Origin of the sequence: Amphritea sp. 1_MG-2023, from assembly GCF_030547545.1 — a bacterium.
GTDB lineage: Bacteria > Pseudomonadota > Gammaproteobacteria > Pseudomonadales > Balneatricaceae > Amphritea.
In genome coordinates this window covers 86,694-105,031 of sequence record NZ_JAUOQE010000008.1, presented here as the reverse complement: position 1 = coordinate 105,031, position 18,338 = coordinate 86,694, and the positions used below count along the sequence as shown (strand labels likewise).

Annotated in this window: 13 protein-coding genes; 3 read left to right on the top strand and 10 right to left on the bottom strand. The window is 50.3% G+C overall.

The features are described 5' to 3' along the window. Positions 1 to 3: 3 nt before the first annotated feature. The 5 genes from ribBA to glyA all read right to left on the bottom strand — a co-directional run bounded on the left by ribBA (position 4) and on the right by glyA (position 4,851). The gene (ribBA, locus tag Q4488_RS06610) at positions 4 to 1,122 is read right to left on the bottom strand and encodes a bifunctional 3,4-dihydroxy-2-butanone-4-phosphate synthase/GTP cyclohydrolase II (RefSeq protein WP_303579685.1); all 1,119 of its coding nucleotides are present in this window, start codon (positions 1,120 to 1,122) and stop codon (positions 4 to 6) included. 24 nt (positions 1,123 to 1,146) lie between these two features. Beyond that, on the bottom strand, positions 1,147 to 1,824 hold the full coding sequence (locus tag Q4488_RS06605; protein ID WP_303579683.1) for a riboflavin synthase: 678 nt from the start codon (positions 1,822 to 1,824) through the stop codon (positions 1,147 to 1,149). 2 nt (positions 1,825 to 1,826) lie between these two features. Further along, positions 1,827 to 2,948 (bottom strand): bifunctional diaminohydroxyphosphoribosylaminopyrimidine deaminase/5-amino-6-(5-phosphoribosylamino)uracil reductase RibD, encoded by a 1,122-nt coding sequence (gene ribD / locus Q4488_RS06600; protein ID WP_303579682.1) that lies wholly within the window; start codon positions 2,946 to 2,948, stop codon positions 1,827 to 1,829. A 5-nt stretch (positions 2,949 to 2,953) separates the two neighbouring features. Next, entirely contained in the window at positions 2,954 to 3,430 is a 477-nt protein-coding gene (nrdR, locus tag Q4488_RS06595) for a transcriptional regulator NrdR (protein ID WP_303579681.1), read from the bottom strand. A 164-nt stretch (positions 3,431 to 3,594) separates the two neighbouring features. Further along, complete coding sequence (gene glyA / locus Q4488_RS06590; RefSeq protein WP_303579680.1) at positions 3,595 to 4,851, bottom strand: serine hydroxymethyltransferase; 1,257 nt, start codon at positions 4,849 to 4,851, stop codon at positions 3,595 to 3,597. A 475-nt stretch (positions 4,852 to 5,326) separates the two neighbouring features. Between glyA and ettA the strand changes: the two genes are divergently transcribed. Further along, positions 5,327 to 6,988, top strand: a complete 1,662-nt coding sequence (gene ettA, locus Q4488_RS06585) for an energy-dependent translational throttle protein EttA (RefSeq protein ID WP_303579679.1) — start codon at positions 5,327 to 5,329, stop codon at positions 6,986 to 6,988. A gap of 141 nt (positions 6,989 to 7,129) precedes the next feature. Beyond that, positions 7,130 to 7,492, top strand: a complete 363-nt coding sequence (locus tag Q4488_RS06580; protein ID WP_303579678.1) for a PilZ domain-containing protein — start codon at positions 7,130 to 7,132, stop codon at positions 7,490 to 7,492. A 5-nt stretch (positions 7,493 to 7,497) separates the two neighbouring features. Here the strand turns inward: Q4488_RS06580 and radA are convergent, their stop codons facing one another. Further along, positions 7,498 to 8,871, bottom strand: a complete 1,374-nt coding sequence (gene radA / locus Q4488_RS06575; protein WP_303579677.1) for a DNA repair protein RadA — start codon at positions 8,869 to 8,871, stop codon at positions 7,498 to 7,500. Positions 8,872 to 9,031: 160 nt separating this feature from the next. Between radA and Q4488_RS06570 the strand changes: the two genes are divergently transcribed. Then, on the top strand, positions 9,032 to 10,306 hold the full coding sequence (locus Q4488_RS06570; protein ID WP_303579676.1) for an O-acetylhomoserine aminocarboxypropyltransferase/cysteine synthase family protein: 1,275 nt from the start codon (positions 9,032 to 9,034) through the stop codon (positions 10,304 to 10,306). Positions 10,307 to 10,385: 79 nt separating this feature from the next. On the opposite strand, the gene can is transcribed toward Q4488_RS06570, so the two are convergent. From can to gltB, 4 genes are all read right to left on the bottom strand, one after another. Further along, positions 10,386 to 11,111, bottom strand: a complete 726-nt coding sequence (gene can, locus Q4488_RS06565) for a carbonate dehydratase (protein WP_303579675.1) — start codon at positions 11,109 to 11,111, stop codon at positions 10,386 to 10,388. A 58-nt stretch (positions 11,112 to 11,169) separates the two neighbouring features. Next, a complete protein-coding gene (hemE, locus tag Q4488_RS06560) occupies positions 11,170 to 12,234 on the bottom strand; it encodes a uroporphyrinogen decarboxylase (protein WP_303579673.1) in 1,065 nt (354 codons plus the stop codon). Positions 12,235 to 12,377: 143 nt separating this feature from the next. After that, positions 12,378 to 13,799 (bottom strand): FAD-dependent oxidoreductase, encoded by a 1,422-nt coding sequence (locus Q4488_RS06555; protein ID WP_303579672.1) that lies wholly within the window; start codon positions 13,797 to 13,799, stop codon positions 12,378 to 12,380. Positions 13,800 to 13,871: 72 nt separating this feature from the next. Beyond that, positions 13,872 to 18,326: a glutamate synthase large subunit gene (gene gltB, locus Q4488_RS06550; RefSeq protein ID WP_303579671.1), complete on the bottom strand. Its 4,455-nt coding sequence runs from the start codon at positions 18,324 to 18,326 to the stop codon at positions 13,872 to 13,874. Positions 18,327 to 18,338: the final 12 nt, after the last annotated feature.

The window sequence follows — 18,338 nt, the reverse complement described above, 5'->3', positions numbered from 1 at the left end:
TCTTTACTCTTCGCAAGCAATGTAATCGACAATCTCCAGATCAAAACCTGAGATTGCATTAAATTTCATGGGTGAACTCAGCACCCGCATTTTTCCAACACCCAGTTCTCGTAGAATCTGAGAGCCCGTTCCAACCGTGAGATAAGACCCCGATGCACTAATATTATGCTGACGGATCTTCTTCCCATTGTTCAGCATCTGATTCAAGGCATCACCTAAATCGATCCTAACGCCGGTATCGAGCAACAGCACGACACCCTTCCCTTCGTTGGCCACTTTTTTCAGCGCCCGACGCATTGTCCATTTCAACTCTTCTTCTGGTGCCGCCCCGACGACATCACGGAGGACTTCGGTACGTAAATGAACACGCACAGGTGTCGGCTCTGCTGGGGTAATATCACCCAACGTCAACGCCATATGTGTGCATCCCTGAATTTCGTCACGGAAAGTCACATAATTAAAATCACCAAACTCAGTCGCCAGAACACCTTCACTATCACGTATAACAGTATGTTCATTGATCGTACGATAATGAATCAAATCGGCAATCGTACCAATTTTCAGATCATGCTTTTCAGCAAATTTTTCTAGATCAGGACGACGCGCCATAGAACCGTCATCATTCATCACTTCAACAATCGCCGCCGCTGGAGTTAAGCCCGCTAAGCGAGCCAAGTCGCAGCCCGCTTCGGTGTGACCGGCACGGCTTAAAACACCGCCCGGATCGGCCATTAGCGGAAAGATATGCCCAGGTTGAACAATATCTTCCGGCTTAGCGCTCTCACGTACAGCCGTACGCACGGTATGCGCACGATCGGCCGCAGAGATACCGGTGGTAACACCTTCAGCGGCTTCAATAGAGAGGGTAAAGTTAGTCGCAAATGCAGCGCCATTTGACTGCACCATCAACGGTAACTTCAATTGCTGACAGCGCTCTCGCGTTAACGTTAAACAGATCAATCCTCGGGCATGGGTCGCCATAAAGTTGATATCTTCAGTACGCACCATCTCGGCAGCAATCACCAGATCGCCTTCATTTTCCCGGTCTTCGTCATCCATCAGGATAACCATTTTGCCCTGACGAATATCATCGATCAGCTCTTGGGGAGTATTCAATTCCATTAAACTAAAGCCTCTATAGCCGTATTAGCGGCGGTTCAGGAAACCCGCGGATGCGAGGGTAGCCATACTCACCCCACCAACGGCTTCCGTTGTATTAATATCAGTAGCATCGCTGTAATTAATCAGACGCTCCATGTAGCGAGCGATGATATCAACTTCCAAATGTACTTTTTGGCCAGACTGATAGCTGGCTATTATCGTTTCTTGTGCGGTATGCGGCACAATATTCAGATCAAACACTTGACCATCGACCGCATTAGCCGTCAAGCTGACGCCATCCACGGTAATTGAGCCCTTTGCCGCGATATAGCGAGCAATCACTTGCGGCGCTCGAATTTGGTAACGCACGGAACGAGCATCCGACTCAATCGAGATCACCTCACCCAAGCCATCCACATGCCCCGTCACAATGTGCCCGCCAAACCGAGTGGTCGGCTGCATCGCCTTTTCTAAATTAACTCGCTGGCCCGGCATCAGGCTCGGAAACCGCGTATGTACCAGTGTTTCACGCGACACATCCGCCCAAAAACCATCGCCCGGTAGTGCCACCGCCGTTAAACAAACACCATTAACCGCAATACTGTCACCGAGTTTTACATCGGACAGATCTAGATCACCGGTACGGATATACAGACGCAGATCGCCCTGCACCTCTTCGGCGGCGGCCACAACCCCGACCGCCTCAATAATTCCGGTAAACATCGTTATTTCTCCTGCCGAGGAATCAATGTCAGGCGAAGATCATCGCCCAACACTCGACTATCAATCAGCTTAAGCGGCTTCTGTTGACTCATTTTATCTAGCGGCAACAGAAACATAGGACGCGCATTACTCCCGAGCAACGTCATTGCCTGATATAGCACTAACTCATCCACCAAGCCTTGTGCCATAAAAGCACCGGCTAGGGTAGCCCCTGTTTCGACTAACACTTCGTTACATTCTCGGTGCGCCAACTCTTGCAGCAGTTTCGGCAGATCAATCGCACCATTGATAGCCGGAAGCTTCAACCACTCAACCGCATCATACGCCGCGATAAAGTCCGGCGCATCAACACAGCTAACAATCAATGTGCGTCCCGGCAATCCTAACAGTTTTGCCTGTTCAGGCAGCCGCGCAGAACTATCCAGTACCACCCGCAATGGTTGACGACGAGCAACCTCAGCAGCATGCTCCAGCCCTAATTCGGCGGCGCGCACCGTTAATGAGGCATCATCGCTAATAATGGAAGCAACACCACTCACCACAGCCGAGCTTCGAGCGCGTAAACGTTGTACATCCTGACGCGCCAACGGCCCTGTAATCCACTGACTTTCACCGGATGCCATCGCCGTACGACCATCCAAACTAGCCGCCATTTTAAGCCGCACCAAGGGAATTCCGGTTGCCATACGCTTAATAAAACCCGGATTCAATTGCCGACACTGAGCTTCCATCAAACCACAACGCACCTTGATACCGGCTTGCTGTAGTTTTTTGAGGCCATTACCCGACACCCGAGGATTAGGGTCCACCATGCCAACCACAACCTCAGCAACATCGGCATTAATCAAGGCCTCCGCACAGGGCGGAGTTTTACCAAAGTGACTACAGGGCTCCAACGTCACATAGGCGGTACAGCCCTTGGCCTGCCCAGCCGCATTACGCAGTGCATTAACTTCGGCATGGCCCTCACCCGCTTTACGATGATACCCTTCTGCAATCAGTTTACCATCTTTAACCAGAACACAACCCACACGTGGATTCGGTTCTGTCGTATAAAGCCCCTGCCAAGCGATACTCACGGCTCGGGACATGTAGGTGTGATCTGCAGCGCTCCAGTCGGTCATCCTAATTACTTTGCCTTAACGGCATCCTCTTTCTGTTCTGACAAGCGATCAATCTCTTCTTTAAACTCATTGATATCTTGAAAACTACGATACACCGAAGCAAATCGCACATACGCTACTTGATCCAATTTACGTAATTCATGCATCACCTCTTCACCCACCGTCCGAGAAGGCAGTTCACGCTCACCGGTGGCCCGTAATCGTTGTTTAATACGGCTAATGCAGGCTTCGATCTCTTCAACGCTAACCGGACGCTTTTCCACCGCACGCTGAATACCGGCACGCAGTTTATCTTCATCATAAGGCTGACGAGTACCATCGGCCTTAATCAGACGGGGCATCAACAGTTCAGCGGCTTCATAGGTAGTGAATCGTTCATGACAGGTGATACATTCACGTCGACGGCGAATCTGCTGCCCTTCTGCTACCAAGCGGGAATCAACCACTTTGGTTTCATGTGCATAGCAGAACGGACAGTACATATATCATCCTCAAAGAGCGGGGCTATTATCAGCCTAAAAAGAGCATTTATCATGCTTATATAAACGTTTTCATGCTTCAATTTAACAACGTTTATATAAACAACCGGGGCGCACAAGGCGCCCCGATAGGGGAACTAATCAATCACTCAGCCTATTGTAACGATTTACTTATAAACCGGAAAGCGAGCGCAGATATCCAAAACATTCTGTTTGACGGTGTTAATCACTGCATCATCATCGATGTTATCCAGCACATCGCAAATCCACTGAGTTAGTTGTTCTGCTTCAGCTTCTTTAAAACCACGACGGGTGATCGCCGGCGTACCGATACGTAGACCCGAGGTCACAAACGGCGAGCGAGGATCATTAGGCACAGAGTTTTTATTAACGGTAATATTAGCCCGACCCAAAGCGGCATCAGCATCTTTACCGGTATACTCTTTATCGATCAAGTCAACCAAGAAAAGGTGATCATCGGTACCGTCAGAAACGATTTTAATACCCCGTTCTTTAAACACTTTCGCCATGCTCTGAGCGTTTTTAACCACCTGAGCTTGATACGCTTTCCAATCGTCCTGCATCGCTTCTTTGAAGCAAACCGCTTTAGCAGCAATCACATGCATCAATGGGCCACCCTGAGATTCAGGGAAGACAGCAAAGTTGAGCTTTTTCTGCAGATCTTCATCTGCATTTGCCGACAGAATCAGGCCGCCACGAGGACCACCCAATGTCTTATGCGTTGTCGTGGTGACAACATCAGCGACAGGGACGGGGCTAGGATAAACACCCGCAGCCACCAAGCCGGCCACATGTGCCATATCCACAAACAGGTAAGCACCCACTTTATCGGCGATATCACGGAAACGCTGCCAATCAACCACGCGAGAATAAGCTGAGAAGCCCGCTACGATCATTTTCGGTTTGTGTTCCAGCGCTAGACGCTCAACTTCAGCATAATCGATTTCGCCCGTGTCAGCATTTAAACCATACTGAACAGCATTGTAGATACGCCCAGAAAAGCTCACGGCTGAACCGTGAGTCAAGTGACCACCATGGGCCAAGCTCATACCTAACACGGTATCACCTGGCTGACACAAGGCCATATAAACCGCGGCATTGGCTTGCGAGCCAGAGTGCGGCTGAACATTGGCATAGGTTGCATCAAACAGTTGTTTAGCACGATCAATCGCTAACTGCTCAACCACATCGACATGCTCGCAGCCGCCATAGTAACGTTTGCCAGGATAACCTTCCGCGTATTTATTGGTCAGCTCAGAGCCCTGTGCTTCCATTACTCGTGGGCTGGTATAGTTTTCAGAAGCAATCAGCTCGATATGCTCTTCCTGACGCTTGGCTTCAGCCTGCATCGCAGCATACAGATCTGGATCAAAACCAGCGATAGTCATCTCTTTGCTAAACATTAGCGGTCCCCAAAGTTGAGATTTGCAGCGGCCCAACGATCGCGCCACAACAGCAGCAATTTTCTGGGCCTTGGAAAAGCGGCACATTATAGTCGAATTTATATACAAAGCGTACTTGAAAGTAATGCAGTTCACCGAGAATTTCGCTCATAATATACAGATTGCGGCTCTGCGCAGCGGGTTACAGCGCATTCAGTGATGATGGCGTGACTAATCGATCGTCATCGATGACATTAATAACCGTCGATAGCCGCCTTTTGAGCTATTTTAAAATCACTCCATCACGACAAAAAACTATTTTCTCTAGCCTCTCAACGCAGCCTTTATGAGAGACGCCAACTCGACCGTTCATCCCCCGCTCGGCTCCAGCGCCTCGCGCTTTAAAATACTCGGCGATCGCAGATGAAATTCGCAATAAAGTCTGTGTGAGGCTAAGATATGCGCAGTTTTGAGATAACAGTTAACAGGTTGTGTAATGGCTCAGTACGTTTACAGCATGAATCGGGTCGGCAAAGTTGTGCCACCCAAGCGTGAAATATTAAAAGATATCTCCCTCTCCTTCTTTCCCGGCGCCAAGATTGGCGTTTTGGGTCTGAACGGCTCGGGTAAATCCTCCCTGCTAAAAATCATGGCCGGGCTTGATAAAGAATACCTCGGTGAAGCACGGCCGATGCCGGGCATCAAGGTGGGCTACTTGCCACAAGAGCCTCAATTAGACGACAGTAAAACGGTACGTGAAGTCGTGGAAGAAGCGGTCGCCGATGTCAAAGAAGCGTTGGACGGTTTGGAAGCGGTTTATGCCGCCTACGCTGAACCCGATGCCGATTTTGACGAGTTAGCCAAACAGCAGGCTCGCTTTGAAGATCTCATCGCCGCCAAAGATGGCCACAATCTCGACACCATGTTAGAACGCGCCGCCGATGCGATGCGTCTACCACCTTGGGATGCCGACATTAAAAACCTCTCTGGGGGTGAACGACGTCGTGTAGCGCTGTGTCGCTTGCTACTCGACAAACCCGATATGTTGCTACTGGATGAGCCTACCAACCATTTGGATGCCGAATCGATCGCTTGGATTGAACGCTTCTTACAGGAATATCCCGGTACCGTCGTGGCGATTACACACGACCGCTATTTCTTAGATAACGCTGCCGGCTGGATTCTGGAACTCGATCGTGGTCGCGGCATTCCGTACGAAGGCAATTATTCTAGCTGGCTAGAGCAGAAAGATAAGCGCCTAGAGATGGAGTCGAAACAGGAAGCGGCTCACCATAAAGCCGTGAATGCCGAATTGGAATGGGTACGACAGGGACAGAAAGGCCGTCAAGCCAAATCTAAAGCGCGTTTACGTCAGTTCGAAGAGATGAACTCTCGCGAATTCCAAACCCGTAACGAAACCTCTGAAATCTACATTCCACCGGGGCCACGTCTGGGTGAGAAAGTCATTGAACTACATCATGTGTCCAAGTCATTTGGCGACAAGATGCTGTTTGAAGATCTATCGCTGACGATTCCTCAAGGCGCCATTGTCGGCATTATCGGCGGTAACGGTGCCGGTAAATCGACCCTCTTCAAGATGATTACGGGGTTAGAAAAACCCGATTCAGGCAGCATTGAAATCGGTGACACAGTTAAACTGGCGTATGTTGATCAAAGCCGTGATCTGGCGGGCAATAAAACCGTCTGGGAAGAGATCTCCGAAGGGCAAGACAACATTGTGGTCGGTAACTACACCACCTCGTCCCGCGCTTACTGTGGCCGTTTTAACTTTAAGGGCGCCGATCAGCAGAAATTTGTCAAAGACCTATCCGGCGGTGAACGTAACCGGTTGCATATGGCGAAACTGCTCAAGGAAGGCGGCAATGTGCTGTTACTCGATGAGCCGACCAACGATCTCGATGTCGAAACGCTACGGGCACTCGAAGAAGCCTTACTGGCCTTCCCGGGTTGCGCCGTGGTCATCTCTCACGACCGTTGGTTCCTCGACCGTGTCTGCACCCATATGCTGGCTTACGAAGGTGATTCGAAGGTTGAGTTCTTCGAGGGTAATTACACCGAATACGCTGAAGATTATAAGAAACGTTATGGCAAAGATCATCAGCCAGAACGGATCAAATATAAGCGTATCGCGAAATAAGCATCATTGCTTATCCCGCTATCTGAAACCGGCCTAGGCCGGTTTTTTTATGTTTGCCACAGCGTAAAGCAATTGATGTTCTCTGTAGAAAAGATATTCTTAAGCGATAGGCGGCTCGCAGCTGCGAGGCAGGAGAACAGCATGACTGAAGAACGGCGACACTTTCAACGCATTACATTTGATGCCGCTTGTGAAATTAAAACCGCCGATAATCACTGGCCGGTAGAACTGATTGATATCTCATTTCAGGGCGCCCTGACCTCAATGATTACCTCCACACCAGTACACCTCGGCGATACGGCAGAACTTATCATTCATCTATCTGATGACATTGTGATTCGTATGTCCGTGATATTGCGCCATCATTTAGGTGATCATTTAGGCTTTGAAGCCCAGAGCATCGATATCGACAGCCTTGCACATTTACGTCGACTGGTTGAACTCAATCTCGGCTCCGAAGCATTACTCGAACGGGAGCTAGAACAGCTAACGGCTAAAGCCTAATTCACTCACAGTGCATCCAACGCTTCCGATAGCTGACTCACGCCCACCACGGTCATCCCCTCTGGGGAGCGCTTTGGCACATTCGCCTTGGGCACTATCGCTCGACGAAAGCCGTGCTTAGCGGCTTCTTTAATCCGTTCTTGGCCATTCGGTACGGGACGTATCTCGCCAGACAACCCCACCTCACCGAAGGCAATCAGCTCTTGTGGCAACGCTCGATCTCGAAAGCTCGATACCACCGATAATAATAACGCCAAATCAGCACTGGTTTCTAACACCTTGACGCCGCCGACCACGTTTACAAAAACATCCTGATCACCGGTTTGTAGGCCTCCATGACGGTTCAATACCGCTAACAGCATGGCCAATCGATTCTGCTCTAGCCCCACCGCTATGCGTCGTGGGTTATTCACATGGCTCTGATCCACCAGCGCTTGTACTTCTACCAAGAGTGGCCGAGTGCCTTCCCACACCACCATCACCAAGCTACCGGGACTGGGTTTATCGCCACGACTTAAAAAGATCGAACTGGGGTTTTTTACCTCTTTTAAACCCTGCTCTAACATGGCAAACACGCCGAGCTCATTCACCGCGCCAAAACGGTTTTTATGACTACGCAGAGTGCGAAAACGGCCATCGCTATCGCCTTCCAACTGTAACGAGCAATCGATCATATGCTCCAGCACTTTAGGCCCGGCCAATGAACCATCTTTGGTCACATGGCCCACCAGAAATAGCACCGTGCCCGTTTGTTTCGCAAACCGTGTCAGGTAAGCCGCCGCCTCTCGCACCTGAGAGACACTACCCGGCGCCGATTGCACATCATCGACATGCATCACCTGAATCGAATCCACCACCAGCACTTTCGGCTTAAGCTGTTCAGCAATGGTGCAGATCTGTTCCACACTGGTTTCCGAGAGCATCTTTAAATTGGTCGTCGTCAAGCCTAAACGCTGCGCCCGCAGTGCCACCTGCTGCAAGGATTCCTCCCCAGTCACATATAACGCGGGCATCTGCTGCGCTAAGTGACACATGGTCTGCAATAACAGCGTACTCTTACCTGCCCCCGGATGACCACCGATCAAAATCGCCGAGCCAGGTACCAGTCCGCCACCCAACACCCGATCGAGCTCGCCTGAGCCCGAGGCAAAACGCGGCATATCTGCGAGATTCACCTCCGAGAGATCCTGTACTTTGGCTAGACTGCCTGCACCCGCATATCCCTCAAACCGAGCCCCTCGGGTTGCACTGGGTTTAGCACTACTGAGACGCACTTCTGTCAGGGTATTCCACGCATGGCAGGCACTGCATTGCCCCTGCCATTTAGAATAATCTGCGCCGCAATCATTGCAGACATACGCACTCTTTGCCTTAGCCATCGGGCTCTCCTCTCAAATCAATCCACGCATTCTAGCGGAATGCGCTAACTGCTGGTACAAAAGAGAACTTTATTTCTCCTGCTGAAGGTCTACAATCTAGCGCACAAGAATCGATATAAAACGAAAATAAACGTATTACATTGTTCATGAGGAGCAGCAGATGAAATTGGAAACCATTGCCGTTCACGGTGGTTATAGCCCGGAAGAAACGACAAAAGCGGCCGCCGTGCCGATCTATCAAACCACGTCTTACGCGTTTGATAACGCTCAACATGGCGCCGATCTATTCGATCTCAAAGTTCCAGGCAATATCTACACTCGGATAATGAACCCAACCAATGATGTGCTAGAGCAACGGGTTGCCGCATTGGAAGGCGGTGTTGCTGCACTGGCCGTTGCCTCCGGTATGGCGGCCATTACCTATGCTATTCAGACCATTGCAGAAGTGGGCGATAACATCATCGCCACCAGCGAACTCTATGGCGGCACCTACAACCTGTTTGCTCATACACTGCCCCGTCAAGGTATTGAAACCCGTTTTGCCAACAAAGATGACTTCAGTGCGATGGAAGCCCTGATCGATGAGCGCACCCGTGCCATCTATTGCGAATCGATCGGCAATCCATCCGGTGGCATTGCCGATATCGAAGCCATGGCTGAACTAGCACACAAACACGGCCTACCCTTGATCGTCGATAGCACAGTGGCTAGCCCTGCACTGTGGCGCCCCATCGAGCATGGTGCGGATATCGTGGTGCAATCAGCCACTAAATATATTGGCGGCCACGGTAACTCCATCGGCGGCGTCATTGTCGACTCGGGTAATTTCCCTTGGGCCGATCATGCGGATCGCTTCCCATTGCTGAACACACCCGATATCTCTTACCACGGCGTGGTCTACACCGATGCCTTTGGCCCTGCCGCCTTTATTGGCCGCTGTCGCGTTGTCCCTCTGCGCAACATGGGAGCGGCACTCTCTCCGATGAACGCCTTCCTCCTACTGCAAGGCATTGAAACCCTGTCGCTGCGGATGGAGCGGGTGTGCGAAAACACCCTCAAAGTGGCTAACTACCTGGAAGCTCATGATCAGGTTAACTGGGTGAGCTACGCCGGCCTAGCCAGCCACAAAGACAACGCCTTAGCCAAGAAGTATATGAACGGTCAGGCATCCGGTATCCTCAGTTTCGGTATCGCCGGTGGCCGTGAGGGCACTCGAAAATTCTATGACGCACTCACTATTTTCACTCGTTTGGTTAATATCGGCGACTGCAAATCACTGGCATCAATTCCCGCCGAAACCACTCACCGTCAATTAAACGATGAAGAGCTGAAGTCTGCTGGCGTTAGCGATGATATGGTGCGCCTATCTATCGGTATCGAGCATATCGATGATCTTTTGGCCGACCTAGAGCAAGCACTTCAAGCGGCTAAGTAGCGCCCCACTAGCAAACGTAAAAAAGCCTCGCAACCGCGAGGCTTTTATTTTTGCCAGCAACACAACAGCATTGGCCGCCTTAATTAAACAGCTGCCGCACTCTGTCCCACAAATTTCTCGCGTTATGACCTTTTTCTGAGACCAGCGCTAACTGTCGCAACGCTTCGATTTTACTGATCGCCAGATTGTATTGCGCTTCAACCTCTGCATCCTCGGACGCATTAAACTCTAGATCATTCACTAGGCCATCATTCAAGCCATAGATCCAGCCATGCACGGTGATCTCCTGCCCTGCGGCCCAAGCATCCTGAATAATGGTGGTTTCACAGACATTAAACGCCTGTTCAATGACATTAAGCTCACACAACCGATCGAGCTGCTGATGAGAATGATCCCAAGCCGACAGCAACTCACTGTGCTTCTGATTAACCTTACGTATCTGTCGCAACCAATTATCGATCAATCCATGACGACTACTTTCTAAGGCGGCCTTAACACCACCACAGCCATAATGGCCCACCACCATAATATGTTTAACCTTAAGTACCTGTACCGCATACTGAATCACAGAGAGACAATTCATATCCGTGTGGATAACAAGGTTGGATACATTCCGATGCACAAACAGTTCGCCCGGTAACATACCCACAATTTCATTGGCTGGCACGCGGCTATCAGAGCAGCCAATCCAGAGATATTCTGGCGCCTGTTGCTGCGCGAGGGTTTCAAAAAAATGCGGATCATCTTGGCTAATCTGTTCGGCCCACTGCCGATTACTATCTAAAAGCTGAGTCAGTCGTTTCATGATCTTCCGCTGCATAACAAAAGAGGGCTTTGCGCCCTCTTATTTAACATCGAGTCTGTTAATCGTGATACTGAGCACTGAGCTCATGCACCGCATCAACAAAAATTTTCGGCTGATCCGGATCGACAAACTGATGAATACCGTGTCCGAGGTTGAATACATGGCCGGGACCACTGCCGTAACGCGCCAGAATATCCGCCACTTCGGTACGAATACAATCGGCAGACCCATACAACACAGAAGGATCCATATTACCTTGCAAGGCCACTTTATCACCGACTCGAGCACGGGCATCATCAATATTGATGGTCCAATCCAATCCTAAGGCATCGGCACCAGCTTCGGTCATCGCCTCAAGCCACTGTCCACCGTTCTTAGTAAACATAATCACCGGAACAGTACGGCCGTCATGTTCACGGATCAAACCATTAGCAATCTTCTGCATATAGTTAAGGGAGAACAGTTGATACATTGGACCACTCAGCACCCCCCCCCAAGTATCAAAGATCTGTACTGCCTGCGCACCACTCAGAATTTGCTGATTTAGGTAATCGGCGACTGACTCAGCGAGCTTATCTAACAGTTGATGCAGCACCTCTGGGGTCGCATACATCATCTGCTTGATATGCCGAAAATCTTTACTCGAACCGCCCTCTACCATATAGGTTGCCAGCGTCCAGGGGCTGCCAGAGAAACCGATCAAGGGTACGCGGCCATTCAGCTCAGAACGGATGGTTTTAACCGCATCCATTACATAATCCAGGTCTCGAGCTGAATCAGGTACTGACAGCGCATCAACATCGGCTTCAGTACGAATGATCTTACTAAACTTAGGCCCTTCACCTGCTTCGAAGTACAGACCTAGCCCCATGGCATCGGGGATAGTCAGAATATCGGAAAACAGAATCGCGGCATCAAGATCGTATCGCTCTAATGGCTGAATCGTCACTTCGCACGCCAGCTCTTTATTCTTGCACAGACTCATAAAATCACCCGCCTGAGCACGGGTAGCACGATACTCTGGCAGATAACGACCTGCCTGACGCATCATCCATACCGGTGTCACATCGACAGGCTCACGCATCAACGCGCGCAGAAAACGATCATTCTTCAATTCAGCCATGGCTTTTTCTCGATTCAGATTCAAAACTGGAAGGCATTTTACAGGTTTTTACACATCGGCGCGAACAACTCTCCTGTTTGCTGACCGGTAACATAAAGATAAAAAAAGGCCGCCGAAGCGACCTTTTTCAAACAGGCAGATAATTACACTTTAAGGTAATCTAACATGCCTTCGGCCGCTTTACGGCCTTCATCGATAGCGGTAACCACGAGATCGGAACCACGTACCATATCACCACCGGCAAACACTTTTTCATTGCTGGTTTGAAAGGCAAAGGCTTGATCAACCGAGGTCTTAATACGCCCATCTTGCTGCAGATCAATGCCGAAGTCAGTAAACCAAGGCGCAGGGCTTGGACGGAAACCAAAGGCAACCAATACCGCATCAGCCGGTAAAACCTCTTCACTGCCTTGAATCACTTCAGGACGGCGACGACCATTTTCGTCTGGTTCACCCATCTGCGTTGTCACCACCTTAATGCCGGTGACTTTACCGCCATCTCCCACCACTTCAACGGGTTGACGGTTAAACATGAACTGCACACCCTCTTCACGGGCATTTTCAACTTCACGTTTAGAGCCTGGCATGTTCGCTTCATCACGACGGTAGACACAGGTAACGCTATTGGCTTCTTGACGAATAGACGTGCGGTTACAATCCATCGCTGTGTCACCACCGCCCAGAACAACCACATTTTTACCCTTTACACCGATATAATCGGTCACGTCTTTTTCAAAACCAAGGCAACGATTGACGTTAGAGATCAAAAACGGCAACGCATCATAAACGCCATCCAGTTCTTCACCCGGGAAACCACCTTTCATATAGGTATAGGTTCCCATACCTAAGAAAACAGCATCATATTCGTCGATTAACGTTTGCATCTGGACATCTTGACCGATTTCAGTGTTTAAACGGAACTCAACACCCATCTCAGTGAAAATTTCACGACGCCGTACCATGACATCTTTATCCAGCTTGAACTCTGGAATACCAAAGGTCAGCAGACCACCAATCTCTGGATGACGATCAAACACCACCGGTTTCACACCGTTACGAACCAACACATCAGCCGCAGCCAAGCCCGCAGGTCCTGCGCCTATCACCGCCACCTTTTTATCGGTCACCGGCACCTTGCTCATATCGGGACGCCAGCCCATCGCAAACGCCGTATCGGTAATATGCTTTTCCACCGAACCGATAGTCACCGCACCAAATTCATCATTCAGTGTACAGGCACCTTCACACAAGCGATCCTGTGGACATACCCGACCACACACCTCAGGCAACGAATTAGTCTGATGACTCAACTCAGCCGCTTCAATAATATTGCCTTCTGACACCAACTTAAGCCAGTTTGGAATATAGTTGTGAACCGGACACTTCCATTCACAATAAGGATTACCACATTCCAGACAACGATGAGCCTGTTCCGATGCATCCTCTGACTTAAACGGCTCATAGATCTCAGCAAACTCCTTTTTACGGACATTCGCTGTGATCTTACTTGGCCCCTCGCGTTCTACTTCCAGAAACTGAAAATCATTCTTCAGACGTTCAGACATTCTTCACCCCGCCTAATAGTGTCTGCCCGCAGGCAGACACAGCTATCACTAAACACCTGTTCGATGAACCCATCACTCCGGACGAGAGCGCATATCAGTCAGCAGCTCTCCCAGACTGGCGGCTTTTGGCTTAACCAACCAGAACCGACCGATATAATCATCAAAATTGTCAACCATCTGCTGCCCCCACTGACTACCGGTTTCTTGAACAAAACCGATGATCACTGAACGTAGGTGGTTTTTATATTCTTCCATTTGTTGTGGTGCAACCCGGTGAATATCCACCAACTCATGGTTGTACTTATCAACAAAGGTGTTATCCATATCTAATACATAAGCGAAGCCACCGGTCATACCCGCACCGAAGTTATAGCCGGTTTGACCCAACACGGTGACCAGTCCGCCCGTCATGTATTCACAACAGTGATCACCCGCCCCTTCGATGACCGCATGACAACCCGAGTTACGCACCGCAAAACGCTCACCCGCACTACCGGCTGCATACAGCTTACCGCCGGTTGCGCCGTACAGACAGGTATTACCGATAATCGCGGTTTCATTGCTGGCGTAGGTGACTACATCAGGCTGGCTGATAACAATCTTGCCGCCCGCCATACCCTTACCGACGTAGTCATTGGCATCACCCTTGAGATATAACTCTTGGCCGCCTGCGTTCCAAACACCAAAACTTTGACCCGCATGACCGGTAAAGTTAAAGCGAACCGGTGCATCAGACATACCGAGATTACCGTGAACGCGTGCAATGGCGCCGGATGTACGGGCACCGACCGAACGATCACAGTTGGTAATGACGAGGTCATATTCAGCACCCGACTTATCATTGATCGCCTGCTCGATCAGCGCGAGCATTTTGCTATTCAGTGCCCCTGTATCATAAGGATCATTATGCTCAACCTGACAGGTTTGCGGATATTCAGCGGGAATACCGGCATCTGAGATCAACGGTGACAAATCAAGTTTGCCATGCTTCTCCGTTGTTCCTTCGAGCAGCTCCAGTAGATCAACCCGTCCGACTAACTCTTCCAGTGAACGCACCCCGACAGAGGCCATCCACTGACGCGTCTCTTCAGCCACAAAACGGAAATAGTTCTTCACCATCTCTACGGTGCCGCGATAATGCTTCTCGCGCAGCTCCTCGTTCTGTGTTGCTACACCCGTGGCACAGTTATTCAAATGACAAATACGTAGATACTTACAGCCGACAGCTACCATCGGCATAGTACCGAAACCGAAGCTTTCCGCACCTAGAATAGCGGCTTTCACAACATCTAAGCCCGTTTTTAAACCGCCATCGGTTTGCAAACGAATCTTGCCACGCAAGTGATTACCGCGTAGTGATTGATGCGCATCCGCTAACCCGAGTTCCCAAGGGGAGCCCGCATAGTGAACCGAGGTCAATGGGCTTGCCGCTGTACCACCATCGTAACCGGAGATAGTAATCAGATCGGCGTATGCCTTAGCAACACCACAGGCAATCGTGCCAACACCTGGACGAGAGACCAGTTTGACCGAGACTAACCCTTCAGGATTAACCTGTTTAAGGTCAAAAATCAGTTGCGCCAAATCTTCAATCGAATAGATATCATGATGCGGCGGCGGTGAAATGAGTGTCACACCGGGTACCGAGTACCGCAGTCGTGCGATGAGACTATTGACCTTACCACCCGGCAACTGACCACCTTCACCCGGCTTAGCACCTTGAGCAACCTTAATCTGCATCACATCGGCATTGATTAGGTATTCAGGCGTGACACCAAAGCGACCCGAGGCCACCTGCTTAATTTTTGAACGTCGGTTGGTACCGTGACGAGCAGGGTCTTCACCCCCCTCTCCTGAATTCGAACGTCCACCTAGCTCGTTCATGGCCATCGCCAAGCACTCATGCGCTTCAGGCGAAAGAGCACCGAGCGACATGGCCGCCGAATCGAATCGTTTAAACAGGTTTTCCACCGGCTCAACTTCACTCAACGCAATCGGCTGAACGCCTTTACGTAAGCCCAACAGATCACGAATGGTGGCCACTCCGCGCTTATTCACTAGGTCAGCATACGCCTGATAGTCGGCGGTATCACCACTACGAACAGCCGTATGAATGGTACGAACAACATCGGGGTTATAGGCGTGATATTCACCCCCATGCACATACTTCAGCAAACCACCCTGCTGAATCTTCTTGCGTGCCACCCAAGCTTCATTCGCTAGGAGCTGCTGATCTTTCTGGAAATCGCTGAAATCTGCGCCTTCGATGCGACTCGCTACGCCCGAGAAGCACAGATCTACCACCTCGGAGCTCACCCCCACGGCTTCAAACAGCTGCGCACCACGATAAGATGCAACCGTAGAGATCCCCATCTTCGAAAGGATCTTCATCAAGCCTTTCTTAATCCCTTTACGATAGTTTTCATGGCTATCAAGCCAATCCATCTGCATCTCACCGGTAGCACAGAGATCGGTCAGAACACGATACGCAAGGTAGGGGTAAACCGCCGTTGCACCAAAGCCAAACAGCACGGCAAAGTGATGTGGATCTCGCACGGTACCGGTTTCTACCAGAATATTGGCATCGGCTCGGAGTCCCTTATTGATTAGACGATGATGTACGGCACCGGTTGCCATCGCCGCATGAACCGGCAAGCGGCCCTCTGCAATCGCAAAATCAGACAGAATAATAATAACTTTACCGGAACGAACCAGCGCTTCAGCTTGATCCGCAACTGACTCAATCGCCGCGTGCAAATCCATCTCTGCAGGGTCGTAATTAAGATCAATCTGCGCCACGCCAAAACCATCAACGGTGTTGTTTTTCAGCCGTAAAAACTTACTCGCTGACAAAACCGGTGTGGTCAAAATAACGCGACGCGCATGCGCTGGCGTTTCTTCAAACACGTTTCGCTCTGCACCAATGCAGGTTTCCAGCGACATAACGATCGCTTCACGCAATGGATCGATTGGCGGATTGGTAACCTGAGCAAACTGCTGTCGGAAATAGTCGTAAACAGAACGAACCTTGGAGGACAACACCGCCATGGGTTTATCATCACCCATGGAACCCACGGCTTCCATACCTGACTCACCCAGTGGACGCAGGATTTGATCCCGCTCTTCATAGGTCACTTGGAACATCTTCATGTGTGTTCTGACCTCTTCTGGGGTCATCTCACAGAAAGATTTCGACTCTTCCGTCAAGTTCATGGTTTGCTCGAGTGGTAACGCATTTTCACGCATCCACTGCTTATACGGCTGAGCTTTTTTCAATCGATCATCAACATCGGCAGTATGCAATACTTCACCGGTTTGAGTATCAATAGACAAAATTTGCCCCGGTCCGACACGCCCCTGCGAAACCACATCTTCAGGCTGATAGTTAAACACGCCAATCTCGGACGCGGTACAGATCAAGCCATCACTGGTCATCACCCAACGAGACGGACGCAAGCCATTACGATCCAACATACACACCGCGAAGCGGCCGTCAGTCATCACCATACCGGCAGGGCCATCCCAAGGCTCCATATGCATGGAGTTGTAGTCATAGAATGCGCGTAGTTCGGCATCCATGGTATCCACATTCTGCCAAGCAGGCGGCACAATCATTCGCGCAGCACGGTACAGATCCATGCCACCGACCATCAGGAATTCCAGCATGTTATCCATACTCGAGGAGTCTGAACCAGTGGTATTCACGATCGGCTGTAACTCATCCACATGCGGCAGCAATTCAGTCGCAAACTTACTGGAACGGGCACGCGACCAGTTACGGTTACCCTCAATGGTATTAATCTCACCATTGTGTGCCAACAAACGGAACGGCTGAGCTAACGGCCACCGCGGTGCGGTGTTGGTCGAGAAACGCTGATGGTAAGTACAGATAGCGGTTTCCAGACGTTCGTCACTCAAGTCCTGATAAAACACCGGTAGATCAACCGGCATTGTCAGGCCTTTATAGGAAATAACCTTATCCGATAAACTACAGATATAGAAATCGCTATCTGCACTCAACGCGATCTCAGCCTTGCGACGCGATGTATATAAGCTAACCGCAAATTCACGCTCGGCTTTATCACTCGTCACAAACACCTGTTCAATCAATGGCAGAGTGTCTTTTGCAATCGGTCCCAAACAACTTGGATCCGTCGGCACCACTCGCCAACCGGCAACGGTCAATCCCTGCGCTGCCAATTCATTATTTAACACTTCCCGTGCAGCCGCCGCGAGGGCTGGCTCTTTTGATAGGAACACCATGCCGACGGCATAATTATCCCCCAACTCAACCCCAAGGTCGCTCTTTGCAGCAGCACGAAAAAATGCATCCGGCTTCTGCATCAATAACCCACAGCCATCTCCGGTTTTGCCGTCAGCCGCGATCCCACCACGGTGGGTCATACATGCTAGTGCTTCAATCGCCTTCAACAATACGTTGTGGCTCGGTTCACCTTGCATATGGGCCATCAGGCCAAAACCACAGTTGTCTTTGAACTCACTAGGGCGATACAGACCTATGCTCATAAACGAATCCCA